At 68.3% G+C, this 19674-nt stretch carries 16 protein-coding genes; 7 read left to right on the top strand and 9 right to left on the bottom strand.

Translation table 11 applies throughout. The features are described from left to right. Window positions 1-68 precede the first annotated feature (68 nt). Together HFGMBDPB_RS25565 and HFGMBDPB_RS25560 are read left to right on the top strand one after the other, a co-directional pair. Window positions 69-467: a DUF2069 domain-containing protein gene (locus tag HFGMBDPB_RS25565; RefSeq protein ID WP_016451330.1), complete on the top strand. Its 399-nt coding sequence runs from the start codon at window positions 69-71 to the stop codon at window positions 465-467. Window positions 468-511: 44 nt separating this feature from the next. Continuing rightward, window positions 512-1942, top strand: a complete 1431-nt coding sequence (locus HFGMBDPB_RS25560) for an FAD-binding oxidoreductase (protein WP_016447508.1) — start codon at window positions 512-514, stop codon at window positions 1940-1942. Window positions 1943-2020: 78 nt separating this feature from the next. On the opposite strand, the gene HFGMBDPB_RS25555 is transcribed toward HFGMBDPB_RS25560, so the two are convergent. After that, window positions 2021-2602, bottom strand: a complete 582-nt coding sequence (locus HFGMBDPB_RS25555; RefSeq protein ID WP_016447509.1) for an Ivy family c-type lysozyme inhibitor — start codon at window positions 2600-2602, stop codon at window positions 2021-2023. Window positions 2603-2778: 176 nt separating this feature from the next. On the opposite strand from HFGMBDPB_RS25555, the gene HFGMBDPB_RS25550 reads away from it, so the two are divergent. From HFGMBDPB_RS25550 to HFGMBDPB_RS25540, 3 genes are all read left to right on the top strand, one after another. Further along, complete coding sequence (locus HFGMBDPB_RS25550) at window positions 2779-3603, top strand: thymidylate synthase (protein WP_034400291.1); 825 nt, start codon at window positions 2779-2781, stop codon at window positions 3601-3603. 21 nt (window positions 3604-3624) lie between these two features. Next, window positions 3625-4125 carry a dihydrofolate reductase gene (locus HFGMBDPB_RS25545; RefSeq protein WP_016447511.1) on the top strand — a complete coding sequence of 167 codons (501 nt, stop codon included), beginning with the start codon at window positions 3625-3627 and terminating at the stop codon, window positions 4123-4125. Window positions 4126-4220: 95 nt separating this feature from the next. Further along, complete coding sequence (locus tag HFGMBDPB_RS25540) at window positions 4221-5303, top strand: metallophosphoesterase (RefSeq protein WP_016447512.1); 1083 nt, start codon at window positions 4221-4223, stop codon at window positions 5301-5303. Window positions 5304-5499: 196 nt separating this feature from the next. On the opposite strand, the gene HFGMBDPB_RS25535 is transcribed toward HFGMBDPB_RS25540, so the two are convergent. The 4 genes from HFGMBDPB_RS25535 to hxpB all read right to left on the bottom strand — a co-directional run bounded on the left by HFGMBDPB_RS25535 (window position 5500) and on the right by hxpB (window position 10901). Beyond that, window positions 5500-8115 carry a TonB-dependent siderophore receptor gene (locus HFGMBDPB_RS25535; protein WP_212646534.1) on the bottom strand — a complete coding sequence of 872 codons (2616 nt, stop codon included), beginning with the start codon at window positions 8113-8115 and terminating at the stop codon, window positions 5500-5502. A 276-nt stretch (window positions 8116-8391) separates the two neighbouring features. Next, window positions 8392-9426, bottom strand: a complete 1035-nt coding sequence (locus HFGMBDPB_RS25530; RefSeq protein ID WP_212646533.1) for a FecR family protein — start codon at window positions 9424-9426, stop codon at window positions 8392-8394. Further along, complete coding sequence (locus tag HFGMBDPB_RS25525; protein ID WP_016451324.1) at window positions 9423-10043, bottom strand: RNA polymerase sigma factor; 621 nt, start codon at window positions 10041-10043, stop codon at window positions 9423-9425. Before HFGMBDPB_RS25525 ends, HFGMBDPB_RS25530 begins: the two co-directional genes overlap by 4 nt. Before the next feature lie 162 nt (window positions 10044-10205). Further along, window positions 10206-10901: a hexitol phosphatase HxpB gene (gene hxpB, locus HFGMBDPB_RS25520; RefSeq protein ID WP_249343692.1), complete on the bottom strand. Its 696-nt coding sequence runs from the start codon at window positions 10899-10901 to the stop codon at window positions 10206-10208. A gap of 116 nt (window positions 10902-11017) precedes the next feature. Here hxpB and HFGMBDPB_RS25515 point away from each other — a divergent pair, with 116 nt between their 5' ends. Beyond that, a complete protein-coding gene (locus HFGMBDPB_RS25515; protein WP_016447516.1) occupies window positions 11018-11527 on the top strand; it encodes a DUF1993 domain-containing protein in 510 nt (169 codons plus the stop codon). 28 nt (window positions 11528-11555) lie between these two features. Here the strand turns inward: HFGMBDPB_RS25515 and HFGMBDPB_RS25510 are convergent, their stop codons facing one another. From HFGMBDPB_RS25510 to HFGMBDPB_RS25500, 3 genes are all read right to left on the bottom strand, one after another. Further along, window positions 11556-12845: an MFS transporter gene (locus HFGMBDPB_RS25510; RefSeq protein WP_212646531.1), complete on the bottom strand. Its 1290-nt coding sequence runs from the start codon at window positions 12843-12845 to the stop codon at window positions 11556-11558. Window positions 12846-12969: 124 nt separating this feature from the next. Next, on the bottom strand, window positions 12970-16602 hold the full coding sequence (locus HFGMBDPB_RS25505) for a hydantoinase B/oxoprolinase family protein (RefSeq protein WP_212646530.1): 3633 nt from the start codon (window positions 16600-16602) through the stop codon (window positions 12970-12972). 245 nt (window positions 16603-16847) lie between these two features. After that, window positions 16848-17630 (bottom strand): putative hydro-lyase, encoded by a 783-nt coding sequence (locus HFGMBDPB_RS25500; RefSeq protein ID WP_034367286.1) that lies wholly within the window; start codon window positions 17628-17630, stop codon window positions 16848-16850. A gap of 126 nt (window positions 17631-17756) precedes the next feature. Between HFGMBDPB_RS25500 and HFGMBDPB_RS25495 the strand changes: the two genes are divergently transcribed. Next, entirely contained in the window at window positions 17757-18686 is a 930-nt protein-coding gene (locus tag HFGMBDPB_RS25495) for a LysR family transcriptional regulator (RefSeq protein ID WP_016447520.1), read from the top strand. On the opposite strand, the gene HFGMBDPB_RS25490 is transcribed toward HFGMBDPB_RS25495, so the two are convergent. Further along, window positions 18683-19639 (bottom strand): LysR family transcriptional regulator, encoded by a 957-nt coding sequence (locus HFGMBDPB_RS25490; RefSeq protein ID WP_047473884.1) that lies wholly within the window; start codon window positions 19637-19639, stop codon window positions 18683-18685. The two genes, HFGMBDPB_RS25495 and HFGMBDPB_RS25490, sit on opposite strands and share 4 nt — an antisense overlap. Window positions 19640-19674 lie beyond the last annotated feature (35 nt).

Genomic DNA, 19674 nt, shown 5'->3' with positions numbered 1-19674 from the left:
GCGGGCGCGGCCATCCAAGCAATCACATGTTCAAAGGTCAAGACCATGGCCGATATGATGCCACCCCGATGACTGATTCCATTTCTCGCCCCGGCGCCGATGTCGCCGCCACCCGCTGGCTGGCGGTCTCCAGCCTCATGGGCCTGATCGTGCTGAGCCTGGCCTGGGAACTGTGGCTGGCGCCCATGCGGCCCGGGGGCTCCTGGCTTGTGCTCAAGGCCCTGCCGCTGGCGATTCCGCTGATCGGCCTGCTCAAGCACCGCATGTACACCTACCGCTGGGTCAGCCTGCTGGTGTGGATCTATTTCACCGAGGGCGTGGTGCGCGCCTGGAGCGACCCCGCGCCCGGGCGCTGGCTGGCGCTGCTCGAAGTTTTCCTGTGCCTGATGCTGTTCACCGCCTGCGCCCTGCATGTGCGCTGGCGCCAGCGCAGCGCGCGCCGCGCGGCCCAGGCGGCCGGCGGCTGAGCCCCCCGTTTTCATGCCTTCACGTCTTTGAAAGAAGTTGCAACATGACTGCACTGCTTGAACGCCTGCGCCAGATCGTCGGCGAAGCCCATGTCCTCACCGAGGGCGACCTTGTGGCCTACGAACAGGATTGGCGCCGCCGCGTGCGCGGCAAGTCCCTGGCCGTGGTACGCCCGGCCAGCACGGCCGAGGTGGCCGCCGTGGTGCGCGAATGCGCGGCCGCAGGCACCAGCATCATCCCGCAGGGCGGAAACACCGGCCTGTCGGTGGGCTCCACGCCGGACGACAGCGGCACGCAGGTCGTGCTCAGCCTCACGCGCATGAATGCCGTGCGCCACATCGACCGCGACAACCTGAGCTTCACCGTCGAGGCCGGCTGCATCCTGCAAAGCCTGCAGGAGCTTGCCGAGAAAGAGGGCCTGCTGTTCCCGCTGTCGCTGGCCGCCGAAGGCAGCTGCACCATTGGCGGCAACCTGGGCACGAACGCGGGCGGCACCCAGGTGGTGCGCTACGGCAACACGCGCGAACTGTGCCTGGGCCTGGAAGTGGTCACCCCGCAGGGCGAGATCTGGGACGGCCTCAAGGGCCTGCGCAAGGACAACACCGGCTACGACCTGCGCGACCTGTTCATCGGCAGCGAAGGCACGCTGGGCATCATCACCGCCGCCACCATGAAGCTGTTCCCCCAGCCTGCGGCCCAGCTCACGGCCTTCGCCGCCGTGCCCTCCATGGAAGCGGCCGTGCGCCTGCTGGGCATGGCGCACCAGTACCTGGGCGCGGGCCTGACGGGCTTCGAGGTCATGGGCCAGTTCGCTCTGTCGCTGGTGATCAAGCACATGCCCCAGCTGCGCGTGCCCTTTGCCGGGCTGATCGGCGCGCCGCCCTACTACGTGCTGGTCGAGAATTCGGACAGCGAGTCCGAGCAGCATGCGCGCGAGCGTTTCGAGGCGCTGCTGGAGCTGGCCTTCGAGGACGGCTGCGTGCTCGACGCCGTGGTGGCCGAAAGCCTGTCGCAGGCCCATGAGCTGTGGCACATCCGCGAAAGCATTCCGCTGGCCCAGGCCGAGGAAGGCCTGAACATCAAGCACGACATCTCCATCGCCGCATCGCGCATCCCCGCCTTCGTCGAGCACACCGATGCCGTGCTGCAGCGCGAGATCCCTGGCGTGCGCCTGGTCAACTTCGGCCACCTGGGCGACGGCAACCTGCACTACAACGTGCAGGCGCCCGAGGGCGGTGACGCCAAGGCCTTCCTCAACGAGCGAGAGCACCTGGTCAACCACCTCGTCTATGAAGCCGTGGCCGAATTCGGCGGCTCGTTCTCGGCCGAGCACGGCGTGGGTGCGCTCAAGGTGGACAAGCTGCAGAAGTACCAGTCCCCCGTGGCGCTGGGCATGATGCGCGCCATCAAGCAGGCGCTGGACCCGCAGGGACTGATGAACCCGGGCTGCATCCTGCCAAGGCAAGCCTCCTGAGCGCAACGCCGCCCCTTCTGGGGCAGCGCCGGGTTTGCACGCGCCGTCCTGAGCCAGGAGCGGCCCGTGCCTGCCTTGTCAGGAAACCGGTTTGGCCTCGATATTGGCCATCGTCTTGTTGACCTGTTCGGGCCAGGCGATGTCGGCGCCGGCCGCATCGGAGAAGTCGGACTGTTTGCCGCCGGTGAGCAGCCACACGCGCAGGGCATTGCGGGCGGGATCGATCACGATGGCGCCCATTTCCTCGCCGCCCTGGTGCGGGCGCAGGCCGACGATGCTCCAGACATCTCCTTCCTTGGTCAGCGGGCCCACGGTACGCATATTGCTCAGCAGGGTCGGGTAGCTGGTGCCCAGCAGCGCCTTGAGCCGGTCGGCCAGCACGCCCTGCTCCAGGTAGTTGGTGCCGTCGTAGGGATACTTGCCCACGTACTCGGCCAGGCTGTCCAGGCCGGGCTCCCCCGCCTTGGCGGTGGAGGGCATGCGCGTGCGCGCGGGAAACGCCAGCACCAATTCCGGGGCTGGCGCAGCCACATCGAGTGCGACGGACTGCGCGGCCTTGGGAGTCGGGACGGAGGGAGAACGCGGATCGCAGGCTGTCAGCGCCAGCATGGCGACACCCAATGCAACGGCGGCCTGCCAGGGGGAGAGCATGGAAGACATGCGCAAGCTCCTTGTCAAAGCGGATGCGAAAAAAGCGGTGACGCCGGTGCGAAAGCCTGGGCAATGCACCGGCACCAGTCTGCGGGCATTTTCGCACCCGGGGCGCCAGACCTTGTTTCAAGGGGCATGGATACCGTCGGACAAGGCGCCGTATTCATCAAGGGATAATCCGGAAGATGAACACGACTCCTGCGCCCCGCCCAGCCCGCTCCCAGTACGAAGATTTCATGCGCCATGTGTACGAGCACGGCGTGTCCAAGACCGACCGTACCGGCACGGGCACGCGCAGCGTGTTCGGCCACCAGATGCGCTTCGACCTGTCCGAAGGCTTTCCGCTGGTCACCACCAAGAAGGTGCACCTCAAGTCCATCATCCTGGAACTGCTGTGGTTCCTGCGCGGCGACAGCAATGTGCGCTGGCTGCAGGAGCGCGGCTGCACCATCTGGGACGAATGGGCCCGTGAGGACGGCGACCTGGGCCCGGTCTATGGCGTGCAATGGCGCAACTGGCCGACGCCGGACGGCGGCCACATCGACCAGATCGCCGAAGTGGTCAAGCAGCTCAAGAGCAACCCGGACAGCCGCCGCATCATCGTCAGCGCCTGGAACGTGGCCGACCTGCCGCAGATGGCGCTCATGCCCTGCCACGCCTTCTTCCAGTTCTACGTGGCCGACGGCAAGCTCAGCTGCCAGCTATACCAGCGCAGCGCGGACATCTTCCTGGGCGTTCCCTTCAACATCGCCAGCTACGCGCTGCTGACCCACATGCTGGCCCAGCAATGCGACCTGGAGGTGGGCGACTTCGTCTGGACCGGTGGCGACTGCCACATCTACAACAACCACTTCACCCAGGTCGAGACCCAGCTGGCGCGCCAGCCCTTCGCCTACCCGACGCTGCAGATCAAGCGCCGGCCCGACTCCATCTTCGGCTACGAGTACGAGGACTTCGAGGTCGTCGGCTACCAGCACCACGAGCCCATCAAGGCCCCCGTGGCCGTCTGAGGCAGCAGAAAGACCCGCCCGATGGCCATCCATCTCATCTACGCACGCGCCGCCAACGGCGTCATCGGCAAGGACAATGCCATGCCCTGGCACCTGCCCGAGGACCTGGCGCACTTCAAGCAATTGACCCAGGGCTCGGCCGTGGTCATGGGCCGCAAGACCTGGGACTCGCTGCCGGCCCGCTTCAGGCCGCTGCCCGGGCGCACCAACATCGTGGTCACGCGCCAGGCGGACTGGGCACCCGAGCCAGCCGCCCCCGGCGTGCTGCATGCCACCAGCCTGGAGCAGGCCCTGGCGCTGGGCCGCCAGGCATCCGCCGACGTGTGGGTCATGGGCGGTGCCCAGATCTACGCCCAGGCCCTGCCGCTGGCCGACAGCATCGAGGTGACTGAAATCGAACGCGACTACGAAGGCGACGCCTTCGCACCCACGCCGGGCCCCGAGTGGCAGGAAGTCTCGCGCAGCCGCCATGTGGCAGCCAATGGCCTGCCCTACAGCTTTGTGCGCCTGCAACGGCGCTGACACGGTCCTGTCGCAAACGGGGCTGGCGGGCACGGCGGGTCTGTGCAAATAATGTCGGTTTTCCAAGCCTGCGCCGTCTTTTGCATCTTTCCGCCATGAGCCTCGTCCAGCCCCTGCCCCCCGGTCCGCTCGACATCGTCGGCGACATCCATGGCGAAGCCGAAGCGCTGGAGCATCTGCTGGGGCATCTGGGCTACGACGCGCTGGGCCGCCATCCCCAGGGCAGGCGTCTGGTCTTCGTGGGCGACTTCTGCGACCGGGGTCCAGACAGCCCGGGCGTGCTGGCCCGCGTGGTGCCCATGCTGGAGTCGGGCCATGCGCTGGCCGTGCTCGGCAACCACGAAATCAACCTGCTGCGCGAGGATGCCAAGGACGGCTCCGGCTGGTTCTTCGACAGCCGCGTGGCCTCCGACACACCCAAGTACGCCCCGTTCGCACGCATGCCGCTGTGCGATATCCCCGACACCCTGGCCCTGCTGGAACGCCTGCCGATCGCCATGGAGCGCGAGGACCTGCGCGTGGTCCATGCGGCCTGGCGCCCGCAGCAGATCGCCATGGCGCGCGAGCTGCCACCGGGCAGCGCGCGCAGCGCCTATGACCACTTCGAGGCCGTGGCCGCCCAGCAGGCCCAGGTCAACAAGGTGGCCGAGCGCATGCGCGCCGAGCGCCGGCAATGGCCGCACGACCTGGAAGACCGCAACTGGCTGCCGCCCTTCCTGCCCGCACACAGCGAAAGCGAACTGGCCAAGGCCATGGTCAATCCGCTGAAGGTGCTGACCTCGGGCGTGGAGCGCGAATGCCGCAATCCCTTCTACGCGGGTGGCAAGTGGCGCTTCGTCGAGCGCGTGGCCTGGTGGAACGAATACGAGGATGCCCAGGCCGTGGTCGTGGGCCACTACTGGCGGCGCCTGAATCGCGGCGGCCCGTCCTTCCACGGCGCCCAGGCCGAGAACCTGTTCGGCCAGACCGGTCCGCTGTCCTGGCATGGCCGGCGCGGCAATGTGTTCTGCGTGGACTACTCGGTCGGTGGCCGCTGGAATGCCCGCCTGGCGGGCGAGGACCCGCAGCAGCGCTTCAAGCTTGCCGCCATGCGCTGGCCTGAGCGCCGCCTGGTGTTCGACGACGGTGCCCAGGCGGACAGCGAGGAGTTCGGCGTTGCGGCGGCCGCTGCCGCATAGCACGCGCCAGATACGCGGCGCTTAGCGTCAGCAGCAGCGAGCGCGGTGCGCCGTAGCAGTTGTTGCCCGACACCGTGTTGAACGAAGGCACGTAGCAGCGCCTGTCCAGCAGGTTGCTGGCGTTGGGCGCCACGCCCAGAGGGTGTCCGCCCCCCTCCGAAGAGAGGGGGAAGCGGCGCAGCCGCTCAGGGGTGCCTCAGAACGTTCCGCGCAGCGTCAGCATCACATTGCGTGGCTCGCCATACCAGTTGTTGCCGCCGCTGGTGCCCACTGTGCGGTAGTAGACCTTGTCGAACAGGTTGTTCAGGTTGAGCACGGCCTGCCAGTTGCGGTTGATGCGGTACTGCACGCTGGCATTCCACACGGCATAGCCGCCCTGGCTGAACTTGAAGGGCACGGCCGCGCCGTCGAACTTGCCCGTGTCAGGATTGAAGGCATTGGCCGAGCCGCTGACGAAATGCGCGCTCTGGATATTGGCGCCGCCGCCAATCGTCCATTGCGACAGCTCGCCCGGCAGGCGGTAGGTGCTCCACAGCTTGAACAGATGCTTGGGCGTGACGGAGTGGTAGATGCCTTCGATGCCCGGCGTCTTGTTGTGGTTGCGGTTGAAGGTGTAGCCGGCAAACAGCTGCCAGCCGCGCGCCAGCTCGCCCGAGATCTCGCCTTCCACGCCCTGGCTGACCACCTTGCCCTTGCTCAGCCAGCAGCAGTTCAGGCCCGCGTCCCCGATGTCGGTGTTGGGGTAGGAGGGATCGGCCACGGCCTCGCCATTGCGCTCTATGCGGTACAGGGCCATGGAGGCCATCAGCCGGCCCTCGTTGAACTCGCCCTTGGCGCCCAGCTCGAAATTGCGGCCCTTGATGGGGTCCAGCGGCGTGCCTGGCAAGGGCCCACCCAGCTTGTCGGCCTGGGACTTGTGGATCTCGGCGACGCTGCCGTAGGCCGTCCAGCGGTCGTCAATGTCGTAGACCAGGCCGCCATAGGGCGTGAAGATACCGCTCTCGCTATTGGACGACACGATGCGGCTGGTGAGATTGCCGGCCTGGTCGAAGCGCAGCCAGGGTGTCTGCGTTGCATAGCTGGCGCGGCGCGCGCCGACGATGGCGGTCAGGCGGTCCGTCAGGCTCAGGTTGAGCCGGCCGTACAGGCCCTTCTGCGTGGCGCCATAGCCCGCGAAGCTGCGCGTCTTCCAGACGAAGCTGGGCAGGGGAATGGCGCCCGGGTCGAAGCCGAACACGTTGATGCCCCCCGGCATGTCCACCTCGGACAGAAAGGTGTCCTGCGTGTCACGGATCTTGGCCCAGTCCGCGCCCAGCAGCAGCCGGTGCCTGCGCCCCAGCAGGGAGAACGTTCCGCTGACGTTGGCATCCAGCGCCTTCTTGGTGGAATAGAAGTCGTTGGAGAAGCCGTTGAGCGTGGCTCCCAGGCCCGTCGTCGGATCGACCGCGCCGGTGACGTCGGCCAACCGGCTGTCGCTGTCCACCTTGACATAGTTGGCATGGGCGCGGACTCGCCAGTCGCCCTCCAGCTTCTGTTCCAGCTGGGCAAACAGCTCCTTGTTGGTCCTGTCGTAATGGCCCCAGCCCGCCATGAGTGCCGTATGGCGCGGCAGGTGCAGATCGTCGCCATTGGCCGCGCGCGGCAGGCCACCGCGCCAAGGCAGGCTGGCCGACTTGTCGTAGCTGCCGCCCAGGGTCAGCTTGGTCGCAGGCGTGAGATCGGCTTCCACGATGCCGTAGAGCAAGGTGTTGCGCGCATCGGCGTAGTCATAGAAGAACTCGCGGTCGCTGTGCGCCAGCACGGCGCGGCCGCGCACCCGGCCATCGGCAGCCAGGGGGCCCGCCACATCAAGTTCTGCACGGCGCTGGTTCCAGCTGCCCACCGAGGCCGAGGCCAGCACCTGCGGCTGTGCCGTGGGGCGCTTTCTCACCAGGTTGATGGAGCCGCCGGGCTCGCCATTGCCGCTGTACAGGCCGTCCGCGCCGCGGATCACCTGCACGCTGTCGTACATGGCCATGTTGGGGTCGAAGGTGCCCTGGCTGAAGGCGTCCACCGCCGCTCCGTCGATCTGGACATTGCTGATCTGGAAGCCCCGCGCGTAGAAGCTGTTGGCCGTGCCGCCCAGGCCGCCCGAGCCCGCGTAGTCCACCGTCACGCCCGTGGTCTGCTGCATCACGTCGCCCACGGAGACCAAGCCCTGGTCCTCAATGCGCTGGCGTGTGACCACGGAGATGGACTGCGGCGTCTCGCGCACGCTCTGCCCCTTGCCCAGCGACACGCGCGAGGCCGCATAGGAGCCCGAACCCTCCGTGGTATCGCCAGCGTGTGCCTGGGCCGTGACCAGCACCGTGCCCAGCGCAGCATCGGCTGCCGGCGACGGCTCCCTGAGCGGCGCCTTCAGCGTGTAGGCGCCCGGTACGGCGTCGATCACGGTCACGCCCGTGCCGGCCAGCAGCCGGTCCAGCGCCTGGCGCGGCGTGAAGCGGCCCTGCAAGGCCAGCGAAGTGCGGCCTGCAACGATCTGCGGATCGAACAGCACCTGGTGCTGGGCCTGCTGCGTGAACTGGCGCAGCGCGCCGGCCAGCGGCTGGGGCGCGATGCTGAAGGCCAGCTCCCCTGCCTGGCCCGCCTGCCCCGCCTGCACGGACGATGGCTGCTGCGCCTGCACCGCAGGCTGCGCCAGCGCAACCAGGGCTGCGGCCACCAGCGACGGCATCCTTGCCCGCCGCCATGGCCTGCCCCTGTGCTGAAACCCTCCTCCCCAAATGCCCGCGCCCATGGCGGCGCTGCCGTGTTCTTTTCCTGCTTGCATCCCTGCTCCTGCTGCACTGTGTCCATTGCCCGCTGTCGCGGTGTGCGCGGTGGGTGGCAGGCAGACAGTTGAGCGTCCACCCGCCACGCGCGTGCGCGGCCGTCGCGGTTGTTGGCTGAGCTGTGCACTGGGCAGCGGCCTGGCTGGCAACCATGGAGGCGCGAGAAAACCCGGCCTCCATGAAGGTAAAACCCGCCTTCGCGCCAAAGTGGGAATGTGGCGAGACCAGGAAAACGGGTAATTTACATTTATTTACAAAAAGAAGAGAAAGAGCACTCAGTGCGCCGAGATCCGCCAGCCGCCTTGCGCATCGCCCTGCACACGCACCGGCAACAAGTGCGGCAGCGAGCGCAGAAACACCTCGGGCTTGCCGGTCAGCGCCACGCCGGACACGGACAGCGCGGCCAGCCGCGCATCGCCATCCACCCGTACGGGCCGGCCCAGGTAGCGGGCCAGATCGGCTGCCACCTGGGTCAGCGGCGCCTGCTGGAACACCAGCTGGCCGCTGCGCCAGTCACCCACGGTGTCCGCGCCCGCGGCCAGCGGCTGCCGTGTGCCGTCGCGGGCATCGACGGACATGCCGGCACCCGCGCCCAGCAGCAGGCGCCGGTCGTCCGCCGCATGGCGATCGGGGCGCAGCTCCACCTTGCCCTCCAGCACCTTGACCACCAGCGCTGGCGGCCCGGCGCGCACATTGAAGGCCGTGCCCACCACGCGGACCTGGCTGGCGCCGCTGTCCACGGTGAAGGGCCGCGACCGGTCGGCGGCGACCTGGAAGAAGGCCTCGCCCTGGTCCAGCACCGTCTCGCGGCGGCGCGGGTAGTAGCGCACCTGCAGCCTGGAGGAAAAATTCAGCGTGACCCGCGTGCCATCGGGCAGTTCGGCCTCGCGCACCTCGCCGGGGCCGGTGGCCATCTCGATCACATGGCTTGCGTGGTTGTCCCAGGCATACCAGCCCCCGCCCACGGCCAGCGTCGTGACCAGAGCCACCGACAACAACGCAGGCATCAGGCCGCGGCGTGTGCGCTGACGCGCCGGCGCGGGCAAGTGGCCCTGTGTCTGCGCACGCGGCCCGCTGGCCCTGGCTTGCGGCGCAGCCGCCGCGTCGCAGGCCAGCGCCGGCCTGCGCAACTGCTGCAGGTCCAGCACCGTGCGCCCCAGGCTCTCGAAGATGCTGCGGTGCTGCGGGTCGGCGGCCAGCCAGGCGTCGAGTTCGCGCTCGTCGGCGCCGGTCCAGTCGGCTTCGCGGCGGCGGGCGAAGTAGTCGGCAGCGCGGGCGTGCAGTTGCAGGCGTTGCGGGGTCAGCGTCATTCCCGGCCCTCCCCGTCCGTCGCGGCCTGCGCCAGCAGGCCCTGCATCAGGCGCATGTCTTCGGCGCTGCCGTACTGCACGCGCAGCTCGCAATAGGCCATGGCCAGCGTCACATGGTTGTGCACCATGCGGCGCGAAATGCCCATGCGCTGCGCCACCTCGGTCTGCGTGAGCCCGTCGATGCTGTGCAGCACGAAGGCCTCGCGGCGACGCTCGGGCAGCTCGGCCATGGCCTGCTCCAGCCGGCACAGGCGCTCGCGGTGGTGCGCCGCCTGCAGGGGGTCCGAGCCTTCGCCGGCCGGCAGTTGCTGCGCCAGCTCCATGTGTTCATCCAGCGAGACCGATTCGCGCCCCGGCGCGCCCTCCGAGCGGCGCCAGGCATCGTGCGATACATGGCGGGCGATCACGCGCAGATAGGGCTCCTGCTCCTCGGGCGGCAGGGCCTTGCCCGAGGCCGCATAGCGCACGAAGACCTCCTGCACCGCATCCTCGGCATCCTCGCGGTTGCGCATCTGCCGGCCCAGCAGGCGGCGCAGAGGCTGGTGCCAGCGCGCATACACGCGGGCCAGCAGCGAGGGGGCGGCATCATCGTCCGCGCCTGGCACGCGCGCGCTCACGGGCAGGCTCCCGGCACAGCGGTCAGGACGCAGGCAGGCACGCCAGCATGGGAAACGGACAGGACGAAGAAGAACGGCACGGGCGGCGATTGTACTGAGAATGGTTCTCATCAACACCCTTGCGGCCGACACGCGCCATGCGATGCGGGTGCTGCGGATGCCTTACCGGCCCGCTGCCCCATGCAGCGCCACCAGCGTGGGCACCACCCAGTTCGGCGCAGGCTGCGCCCCGTCGAAGCACTGGTCCTCGGACGGCACGGCGATGACGGTCATGCCGGCCTGCCGCGCCGCATGTGTTCCCGAGACCGAGTCCTCGAACACCAGGCAGCGCCCGGCCGGCACGCCCAGGCGTTGCGCCGCGAAGTAATAGATGTCGGGCGCGGGCTTGCCGCGCACCACCTGCTCGGCCGAGACGATGGCGTCGAACGCCGGCCGCAGGCCCAGCGCATCCAGGGTGTGGTGGCACAAAGACAAAGGAGAGTTCGAAGCCAGCGCCACGCGCCAGCCCAGGGCGCGGCAGGCGCCCAGTGTTTCGCGCACGCCGGGCAGGGCCTGTCCATGCGCGCTGACCAGGGCCGCCACGCACGCGACCACGCGGCTCTCCAGCTCGCGCTGGCTGGGCCCCTGCCAGGGCCGGTGGGCATACCAGTGCGCGGCGACCTGCGCCGTGGTCATAGGCGCCGTCACGCGGGACATCTCGGCCGTGATGTCGATGCCGACCTCGGCAAAGGACTCGCGCTCGGCACGCTTCCAGAAGGGCTCGGAGTCTATGAGCAGGCCGTCCATGTCGAAGATGGCGGCGCCGAATCCGGCCTGGCCAAGGCCTGCGAACGAGGGAGCGGCTTCAGGGATTTGCATGGCGCGCATGCTAGCGCAGGCGGCAAGTGAAAGCAGTTGCTGTTAGCCTGTGCCCGCTGGCGATGGATGCAGATGCATGCGATTGCCAGCCCTTCACAATCCTTAGCGAGCCCGTAATGACCAGCCCCCTGTACACCGCCTCCATTCCCGTCCTGCAGCAGATGCTGAAGGCCCTGTCCGACGTGCTCAAAAAGGCCGAGGAACACGCCGCGCAGAAGAACATCGATCCCGACGCCCTGCTGCAGGCCCGCCTGTTCCCCGACATGTTCCCGCTGGTGCGCCAGGTGCAGATTGCTGCGGACTTCGCCAAGGGCATCGCCTCGCGCCTGGCCGGCGCCGAGGTGCCTTCGTGGCCCGACACGCAGACCAGCTTTGCCGACCTGCAGGCGCTGATCACCAAGGCGCTGGACCATGTGGGCTCGTTCGCGCCCGAGCAGTTCGCGCAAAGCGAGTCCCGCGAGATCGTGCTGCGCCCCGGCACGCCCAAGGAAAAGAAGCTGACCGCCAGCGCCTACCTGCTGCACTACGGCCTGCCGCAGTTCTTCTTCCATGTGACCACCGCCTATGCCCTGCTGCGCCACAACGGCGTCGAGGTCGGCAAGCGCGACTACATGGGCAGCTACTGAGCGTGCCGGGGCCGGTCTGGCCAGCGCTTCACTGCGCGGCCAGATCCCGGCCTCGCGTCTCCGGCAGGCACATGGCGAACAACACCACCATCACGTAGCCCGCCGTGGCGCAGATGCCGATGGCCATGCCCAGCGACAGGCCCAGCCGGTCGCTGAACACGCCCACCAGCGCAGGGAAGGTGGCCCCGATGCCGCGGCCGAAGTTGTAGCAAAAGCCCTGGCCGGAGCCGCGCAGTTCGTTGGGGAACAGCTCGGCCAGGAAGGCTCCGGCGCCGCTGAAGATGCCCGACATGAAAAAGCCCAGCGGAAAGCCCAGCACCAGCATCCAGGCATCGGTGATGGGCAGCAGCGTATAGGCATAGGCCAGGCTGCCGGCGCCGATGGCGAACAGCGTGAAGGCCAGGCGCCGGCCCAGCCGGTCGGAGGCGTAGGCACCGCACAGGTAGCCTGCAAAGGCGCCGAAGATGAACATGAACTGGTAGCCGCCCGAGCCCAGCACCGTCAGGTGGCGCTCGTTCTTCAGGAAGGTGGGCAGCCACACGGCAATGGCGTAGTAGCCGCCCTGCATGCCGGTGAACATCAGGCTGGCCAGCACCGTGGTCTTGAGCATGCCGCCCTTGAAGATGTCCAGGAAGTGCCCGCTGCGCTCGCCCCGGCCCACGGCGGCACGGGTCTTCAGGTAGACCTCGGGGTCCTTGACGGTGCGGCGTATGTACAGGATCAGCAGGGCCGGCAGCAGGCCCAGCAGGAACATGGCCCGCCATGAGATCTCGGGCGGCAGAAACGAGAACAGCGCCATGGACACCAGCACGGCCGCGCCCCAGCCTATGGACCAGCTGCTTTGCACCAGGCCCACCGCCTTGCCCCTGAAGGCCGGCCGTATGGTCTCGGCGATCAGCACCGAGCCCACGGCCCACTCGCCGCCAAAGCCCAGGCCCTGCAGCGTGCGGGCCAGCAGCAGTTGGCCCGGTGTCTGCGCCAGGCCGCAGGCGAAGGTGAAAAGAGCGAATACGAGGATGGTCCACTGCAGCACACGCACGCGCCCGTAGCGGTCCGCCAGGATGCCGGCCATCCAGCCGCCGATGGCCGAGGCCACCAGCGTCGAGGTGCCGATCAGGCCGACCTCGGTCTTGCTCATGCCCCACAGCGACAGCAGGATCGGGGTGACCAGGGGCAGCGTGTAGTAGTCGAAGGCGTCCACGGCATAGCCGCCGAACGAGGCCGTCAGCGCCCGCTTTTCCTTGGGCTCGAGCTGGCCCAGCCAGTGGCCCCGGTGCTGCTCTGCGGCCAGGGTCCTTGCGTTGTCAAGGCTTGTCATTTGTTGTCTCCTTGCACTTCAGCTGCGCGAAGCGTCTTGCATTCAATGGCACTCCATCGGTTGTGATCCGGGCCTGGCCGGGCGGCCCTCCCCCGCCCGCGCCATGCCCCCTGCTGGCGGCGTGTCAGGCCGCCGTTCCGTAGCCGCCGCCCCCCGGCGTGCAGACTTCGAAGATGTCGCCCGGCTGCATGTGCACGGCGCCGATGTGGTCCAGTTCCTCCACCTGACCATCGGCACGCAGCACACGGTTGATGCCCGGCTGCCCCGGCTGGCCACCTGCCATGCCGAAGGCCGGATTCAGGCGCCCGTTGGACAGGATGCTGGCCGTCATGGGCTCCAGGAAGCGCACGCGCCGCACGCCGCCGTTGCCGCCGTGCCAGCGCCCGCCGCCGCCCGAGCCGTCGCGAATCTCATAGCTGTCCAGCATCACGGGGAAGCGGAACTCCAGCACCTCCGGATCGGTCAGGCGCGAATTGGTCATGTGCGTCTGGACGACGCTGGTGCCGTTGAAGCCGCGCTCCACCCGGCCCTCGGCGTCCAGCACCGCGCCTGCGCCGCTGCCGCCGGCAATGGTTTCGTAGTACTGGTGGTGCGCATTGCCGAAGGTGAAGTTGTTCATGGTGGGCTGGCTGCCCGCCATCACGCCCAGCGCGCCGAACAGCGCGTTGGTGATGCAGGTGGAGGTCTCCACATTGCCCGCGACCACCGAAGCGGGCGGGTTGGGGTTGAGCATGCAGCCCTGGGGGATGATGACTTTCAAAGGCTTGAGGCAGCCCGCGTTGAGCGGGATGTCGTCGTCCACCAGCGTGCGGAACACATAGAGCACGGCCGCCATGCACACGGCGCGCGGCGCATTGAAGTTGTTGGTCTGCTGGACGCTGGTGCCCGAGAAATCGATGACGGCACTGCGCTCGGCCGTATCGACGGTGACGGCCACGCGGATCTGCGCGCCATTGTCCAGTTCCAGCGTGAACTGCCCGTCCCTGAGCCGCGTGATGACGCGGCGCACCGACTCCTCGGCGTTGTCCTGCACATGGCCCATGTAGGCCTGCACCACGGGCAGGCCGAACTGGGCCACCATCTTGTGCAGCTCCTGCACGCCTTTTTCATTGGCCGCGATCTGGGCCTTCAGGTCGGCCAGGTTCTGCTGCGGGTTGCGGCTTGGGTACTCGCCGCTTTGCAGCAGCTCGACCATCTCCTGGGCGCGCAGCACGCCGCGATCGACCAGCTTGAAGTTGTCGATCTGCACGCCCTCTTCCTCGATGCGCGTGGAAAACGGCGGCATGGAGCCCGGCGTGATGCCGCCCACATCGGCATGGTGGCCCCGGCTGCCGACGTAGAAGGTCGGAGATGCCTCGCCGGCGATATGGACCGGCGTGATGACGGTGATGTCCGGCAGATGGGTGCCACCCTGGTAGGGGTCGTTGAGCACGTAGACATCGCCCTGGGCCATGCGTCCGGCATTCTTGCGGATCACCGTCTGGATGCTCTCGCCCATGGAGCCCAGGTGCACGGGCATGTGCGGCGCATTGGCGATGAGGTGGCCCTCGGCGTCGAACAGCGCGCAGCTGAAGTCCAGCCGTTCCTTGATGTTCACCGAGTAGGCCGTGTTCTGCAGCTGCAGGCCCATCTGCTCGGCGATGTTCATGAACAGGTTGTTGAAGACCTCCAGCAGCACAGGGTCCACCGTCGTGCCGGCCGCGTACTCGACCTTGCGCGGCACCACCCGGTCCAGCACCAGGTGATCCAGCCCGGTGAGCCTGGCCGACCAGCCAGGCTCGATCACGGTGGTGGCGTTGCGCTCGGCGATGATGGCCGGGCCGGCAATGACGTCGCCGGGCCGCAGGTCCTCGCGCACCACCAGGGCCGCGCCATGCCAGGCGCCGCCGGAGTACATGCGCACGGTTTCGCGGCGCGGATGCTCGCGCGGCGGATTCTCCGGCTGCAGCGGCTCGCCGGGCGCATCGCCCGCAATCACGGCTTCGACCGACACGGCTTCCACCACCAGCCCCTTGCCCGCCATCAGAAAGGCGAAACGCTGGCGGTAGGCCGACTCGAAAGCCGACTGAATGCCCGGCAGGGAGCCAAAGGGCACGACCAAGGCGGAATCGGAGCCCTCGTAGCGCACATGCACGTTGTGCCGCACCTGCACAGGGCCTGCGCCGACCTGCCGGCGCTCCAGCTCCGCCTGCGCGCCCGTGCCCAGCGCATCCAGGCATTCGGCGATCAGCGGCAGGGCCTCGGCAGTCAGCGCCAGCTCCATGGCCTGCTCGCGGATCACGGTCTGGTCCGCCAGGCCCATGCCATAGGCGCTGAGCACGCCGGCCAGCGGATGCACGAACACGCGGGACATGCCCAGCGCATCGGCCACCAGGCAGGCATGCTGGCCGCCCGCGCCGCCGAAGCACTGCAGCGTATAGCGCGTGACGTCATAGCCGCGCGCCACGCTGATCTTCTTGATGGCGTTGGCCATCTGCTGCACGGCGATGCGGATGAAGCCCTCGGCCACGTCCTCGGGAGTGCGCCCCGTCTGCCGCGCCAGTTCCTCGAAGCGGACACGCACGGCCTCGCCGTCCAGTCGCTCGTTGGCGGCAGGCCCGAACACGCTGGGAAAGTAGCGCGGCTGGACCTTGCCGACCATCACGTTCGCATCGGTCACGGCCAGGGGGCCGCTGCGGCGATAGCTCGCCGGGCCGGGATGGGCACCCGCGCTCTCGGGTCCCACGCGAAAGCGCGAGCCGTCGTAGGCCAGCACCGAGCCGCCGCCGGCGGCCACGGTGTGGATGCTCATCATCGGCGCGCGCATGCGCACGCCGGCCACCTGGGTCTCGAACTCGCGCTCGAAGGCGCCTGCATAGTGGCTGACGTCGGTGGATGTGCCACCCATGTCGAAACCGATGACCCTGTCGTGCCCGGCCAGGCCCGCCGTGCGCGCCATGCCCACGATGCCTCCGGCCGGCCCGCTCAGGATGGCGTCCTTGCCCTGAAAACTGCCCGCGTCGGACAGCCCTCCGCAAGACTGCATGAAGAACAGCCGCACTCCCGGCATCTCTGCAGCCACCTGCTGCACATAGCGGCGCAGGATGGGAGACAGGTAGGCATCGACCACCGTGGTATCGCCCCGGCTCACGAACTTCATCAGCGGACTGGTCTCGTGCGAAGTGCTGACCTGCGTGAAACCCAACTGCCGCGCAATGCGCGCCGCCATCTGCTCATGCCGCGTATGGCGGTAGCCATGCATGAAGACGATGGCCACGCTGCGCAAGCCGCGCGCATGGGCTGCGGCCAACGCCGTGTGCAGGTGCAGCCCGTCCAGCTCGCGCAGCACCTTCCCATGGGCATCCACACGTTCCACGGCCTCGACCACCTCGCTGTAGAGCAGTTCGGGCAACTGGATATGGCGGTCGAACAGTCGCGGACGGTTCTGGTAGGCGATGCGCAGCGCATCGCGAAAGCCCCGCGTGGTCACCAGCAGCGTGGGCTCGCCCTTGCGCTCCAGCAGCGCATTGGTGGCCACCGTGGTGCCCATCTTCACGCACTCCACCTGATCGGCGGGGACCGGCTCGCCCGGCGCCAGCCCCAGCAGGTGGCGGATGCCGGCCACGGCCGCGTCCCGGTACTGCTCGGGGTTCTCCGACAGCAGCTTGTGCGTGACCAGGCTGCCATCGGGCCGCTTGCCCACGATGTCGGTGAATGTACCGCCACGGTCTATCCAGAATTGCCAGCGCCTGTCATGGGGAGTGGAGCGTTCTTGCATGGTGTCGGAACCCGTTTGTCTCGAAGTTGAAGTCAGGAAAACCGTGGCCTGGAGCACGGCCCTCCGCCGGTGCCCACCACTGGCGTCCAATCTAAAAGTGCCCCTGGACCGCGTCCATCGAGAAGTTTTCGCCCCCTCTGTTCACGAAAACTGAACAGGAGCGCCCCCTTGCCGGCCGGCGACGCAAAGAAAAAGGCCCGCCGAAGCGGGCCGCAAGCCAAGCAGCCAGGCAGGCAGGCAGGCCGTCAGAACGCGGCCAGATGGCTGTTGCGCAACTCCGTCACCAGCATGTGGCCCGGCTCGTGCGTGATGGCGAATGGCAGGGCCGCCGAGCGTATGGCCTGCTGGGGCGTCACGCCGCAGGCCCAGAACACGGGAATCTCTCCCGGCCTGAGCGCCATGGGCTCGCCGAAGTCCGGCCTGTCGATGTCGGCAATGCCTATCTGCGCGGGATCGCCCAGGTGCACGGGCGCCCCATGCACGCTGGGAAAGCGCGAAGTGACCTGGATGGCGCGGATGGCGTGGGCCGCCGTCATGGGCCGCATGCTGACCACCATGCTGCCGCCGAAGCGGCCGGCCCGGCCGTTGGGAATACTGGAGATGAACATGGGCGCGCCCCGGCCTTCATCGATGTGGCGCACGGGCACGCCCGCCTCGCGCAGCGCGTCCTCGAAGGAGTAGGAGCAGCCGATGACAAAGCCCACCAGGTCGTCGCGCCACAGCTCCGTGAGGTCATTCACCTGCTCGGCCCTGTGACCATCGCGAAACACCCAGTACGAGGGCAGGTCGGTCTTCAGATCGATATCGCCCAGTTCGGGCACGCGGCTGCTGCCGGGCTCGGTCACGCCGATCAGCGGGCAGGACTTGGGGTTGAGGCGAGCAAACCGCAGGAACTCCTCGCTGCACTCGCGCGGCAATATCGCCAGGTTGCCCTGGGTGTAGCCGGGGCACTGCCCTGCCGTCTGCCCGCGAAAGCGGCCGGCGCGCACCTCCTGTCGGAACTCGGTCGGATGGGTCCAGTGCGTCATGGGTGAGCCTCTATTGAGTGGAGATGCCTCCCAATGTAAAAAGCAGCAGGCCACCGGTCCACTCAGGAATTGTGCGCAGCCTCTCCCAGAAAAACTGAACAGCCACCACAGCCCGCGCAGACCCCCATGAACATCCGCTTTCTGGAAACCTTTGTGCTGCTGGCACGCATCGGCAGCGTGCGCCGCGTGGCCGAACTGGTGCATGCCAGCCCCGGCGCCGTCTCCATGCGCATACGCGGGCTGGAGTCGGACCTGGGCGTGACCCTGTTCCACTGGGACCGCAAGACGCTGCAGATCACCGACGCCGGCGCCCGCTTGCTGCGGCATGCGGAGGCCGTCATTGAAGCCGCACGCACCCTGGAGCGTGCCGCCAGGTCCGACGACGCCATCGGCTGCCGCCTGCGGGTCGGCGTGCTGGAGACGGCGGTACACACCTTCCTGCCCGAATTCGTCAAGGCGATGGGCGCCAGCCTGCCGCACATCGAGCTGGACCTGACCGTCGATCTGAGCACCCACCTGTCGGAGCAGATGATGCGGCGCGACCTGGACCTGATCGTGCGCACCGGCAGCGGCGTGGACCCCCAGTTCGCCGTGGTCGAGAACCTGCTGGAGGTGCCCGTGCACTGGATTGCCAGGCGGGGCCTGGTGCCCAGGAAGGATGGACTGCACAAGGCGCTGGGCAAGCAATTGCTGACACAGATGCGCGGCACCGGCCCCTACGAGCAGGCCGTGGCCATGGCACAGCAACTGGCCGTGCAAAGCGGCATGGTCTCCAGCGATCTGCGCATCTCGGGATCGCCCTCGCTGGCGGCGCTGGTCTCGCTGGTGCGCGAGGGCCTGGGCGTCGCCATCATGCACGGCATGCTGGTGGCGCCGCAGCTGGCAAGCGGGGAGCTGGTGGAGCTGGATCTGCCCACGCCACCCTCCTTTCGCATCACCACCTGGTACCCCAAGAGCCCGCCGCCCGGCGTCACCGACACCGCCCAGGTGCTGCGCCGCGTCTGCAAGAGCTACTGCAAGCGGGTCAGCCCGCATCTGGTGCGGTACATCGGCTAGGGCGCGGATGCCGGCGGCGGCTCCTGCCCGTGCAACAGCGCCAGAAAGCTGGCGGCCGCCTGGCTCAGCGGCCGGTCGCGGCGCACCAGGCTGCCGTAGGACTGCAGGTTGCGGCGCATGCGGTAGGGCAGGATGCGGACCATGCCGTGCTCGGCATGGTCGCGGGCCACGGCCTGCGGTATCACGGCCACCAGATCGGAGTTGCGCACCAGGTTCATGGTGGTGAGGATGGAGCCCGTCTCGATCAGGCCGCGCGGCAGCGGCAGGCCGTGGGCCTGGAACTCCTGGTCGATCAGCGCGCGCATGGGACTGCCCGGCGGCTGCAGCACCCAGCCATGGGCCTGCAGCTGCGCAAAGCTCACGCTGCGGGCACGCGCCAGCGGATGGCCGCAGCCCGCGATGATGGACAGGGCCTCATCATCGAGCGAGCAAAACCGGTGATCCGCGTCGGACGGCCCGGCCGGACGGCCCACCACCACCTCCAGCACCCCGTCCTGCAACTGCGCCAGCAGCCGGTCGCTGGTGTCCACGGCCACCTCGATGGACAACAGCGGCCACTGGCGCTTGAGCGCCAGCAGCGCCTGCGTGAGGCGGCCCGGCGACGCCGCCATGATGCTGCCCACGGCCAGCCGCCCCGCGCTGCCTTCGCGCAGTTCCTGCAGCTCGCGGTTCAGCGCCTCCATGCCGCCGCGCAGGTGGCGGAAGTAGCCCGTCACGCGTTCGCCGGCGGCGTTCAGTTGCAGGCCGCGGCCCACGCGCTCGAACAGCGGCAGGCCCAGCGCGCCTTCCAGCTCATGCAGCATCTTGGTGGCCGCCGGCTGGCTCAGGCCCAGCCGGGCTGCAGCGCCGCGCAGCGTGCCCTGCTCCTCTATGGCCAGCATCAGCGCCACCTGCCGCATGCGCAGGCGGTTGAGCAGTTGCGGCGTGCTGTCCCTGCGGTCGATGGAGCCCATGGAAGTCCCTTTGAATTGATTGCCTGGAGTTATCC

This window comes from Delftia sp. PE138, from assembly GCF_018320755.1.
GTDB classification, from domain to species: domain Bacteria; phylum Pseudomonadota; class Gammaproteobacteria; order Burkholderiales; family Burkholderiaceae_C; genus Comamonas; species Comamonas tsuruhatensis.
Note: the sequence above shows the minus strand (reverse complement) of the source record. Positions and strands in the feature narration are given on the sequence as shown.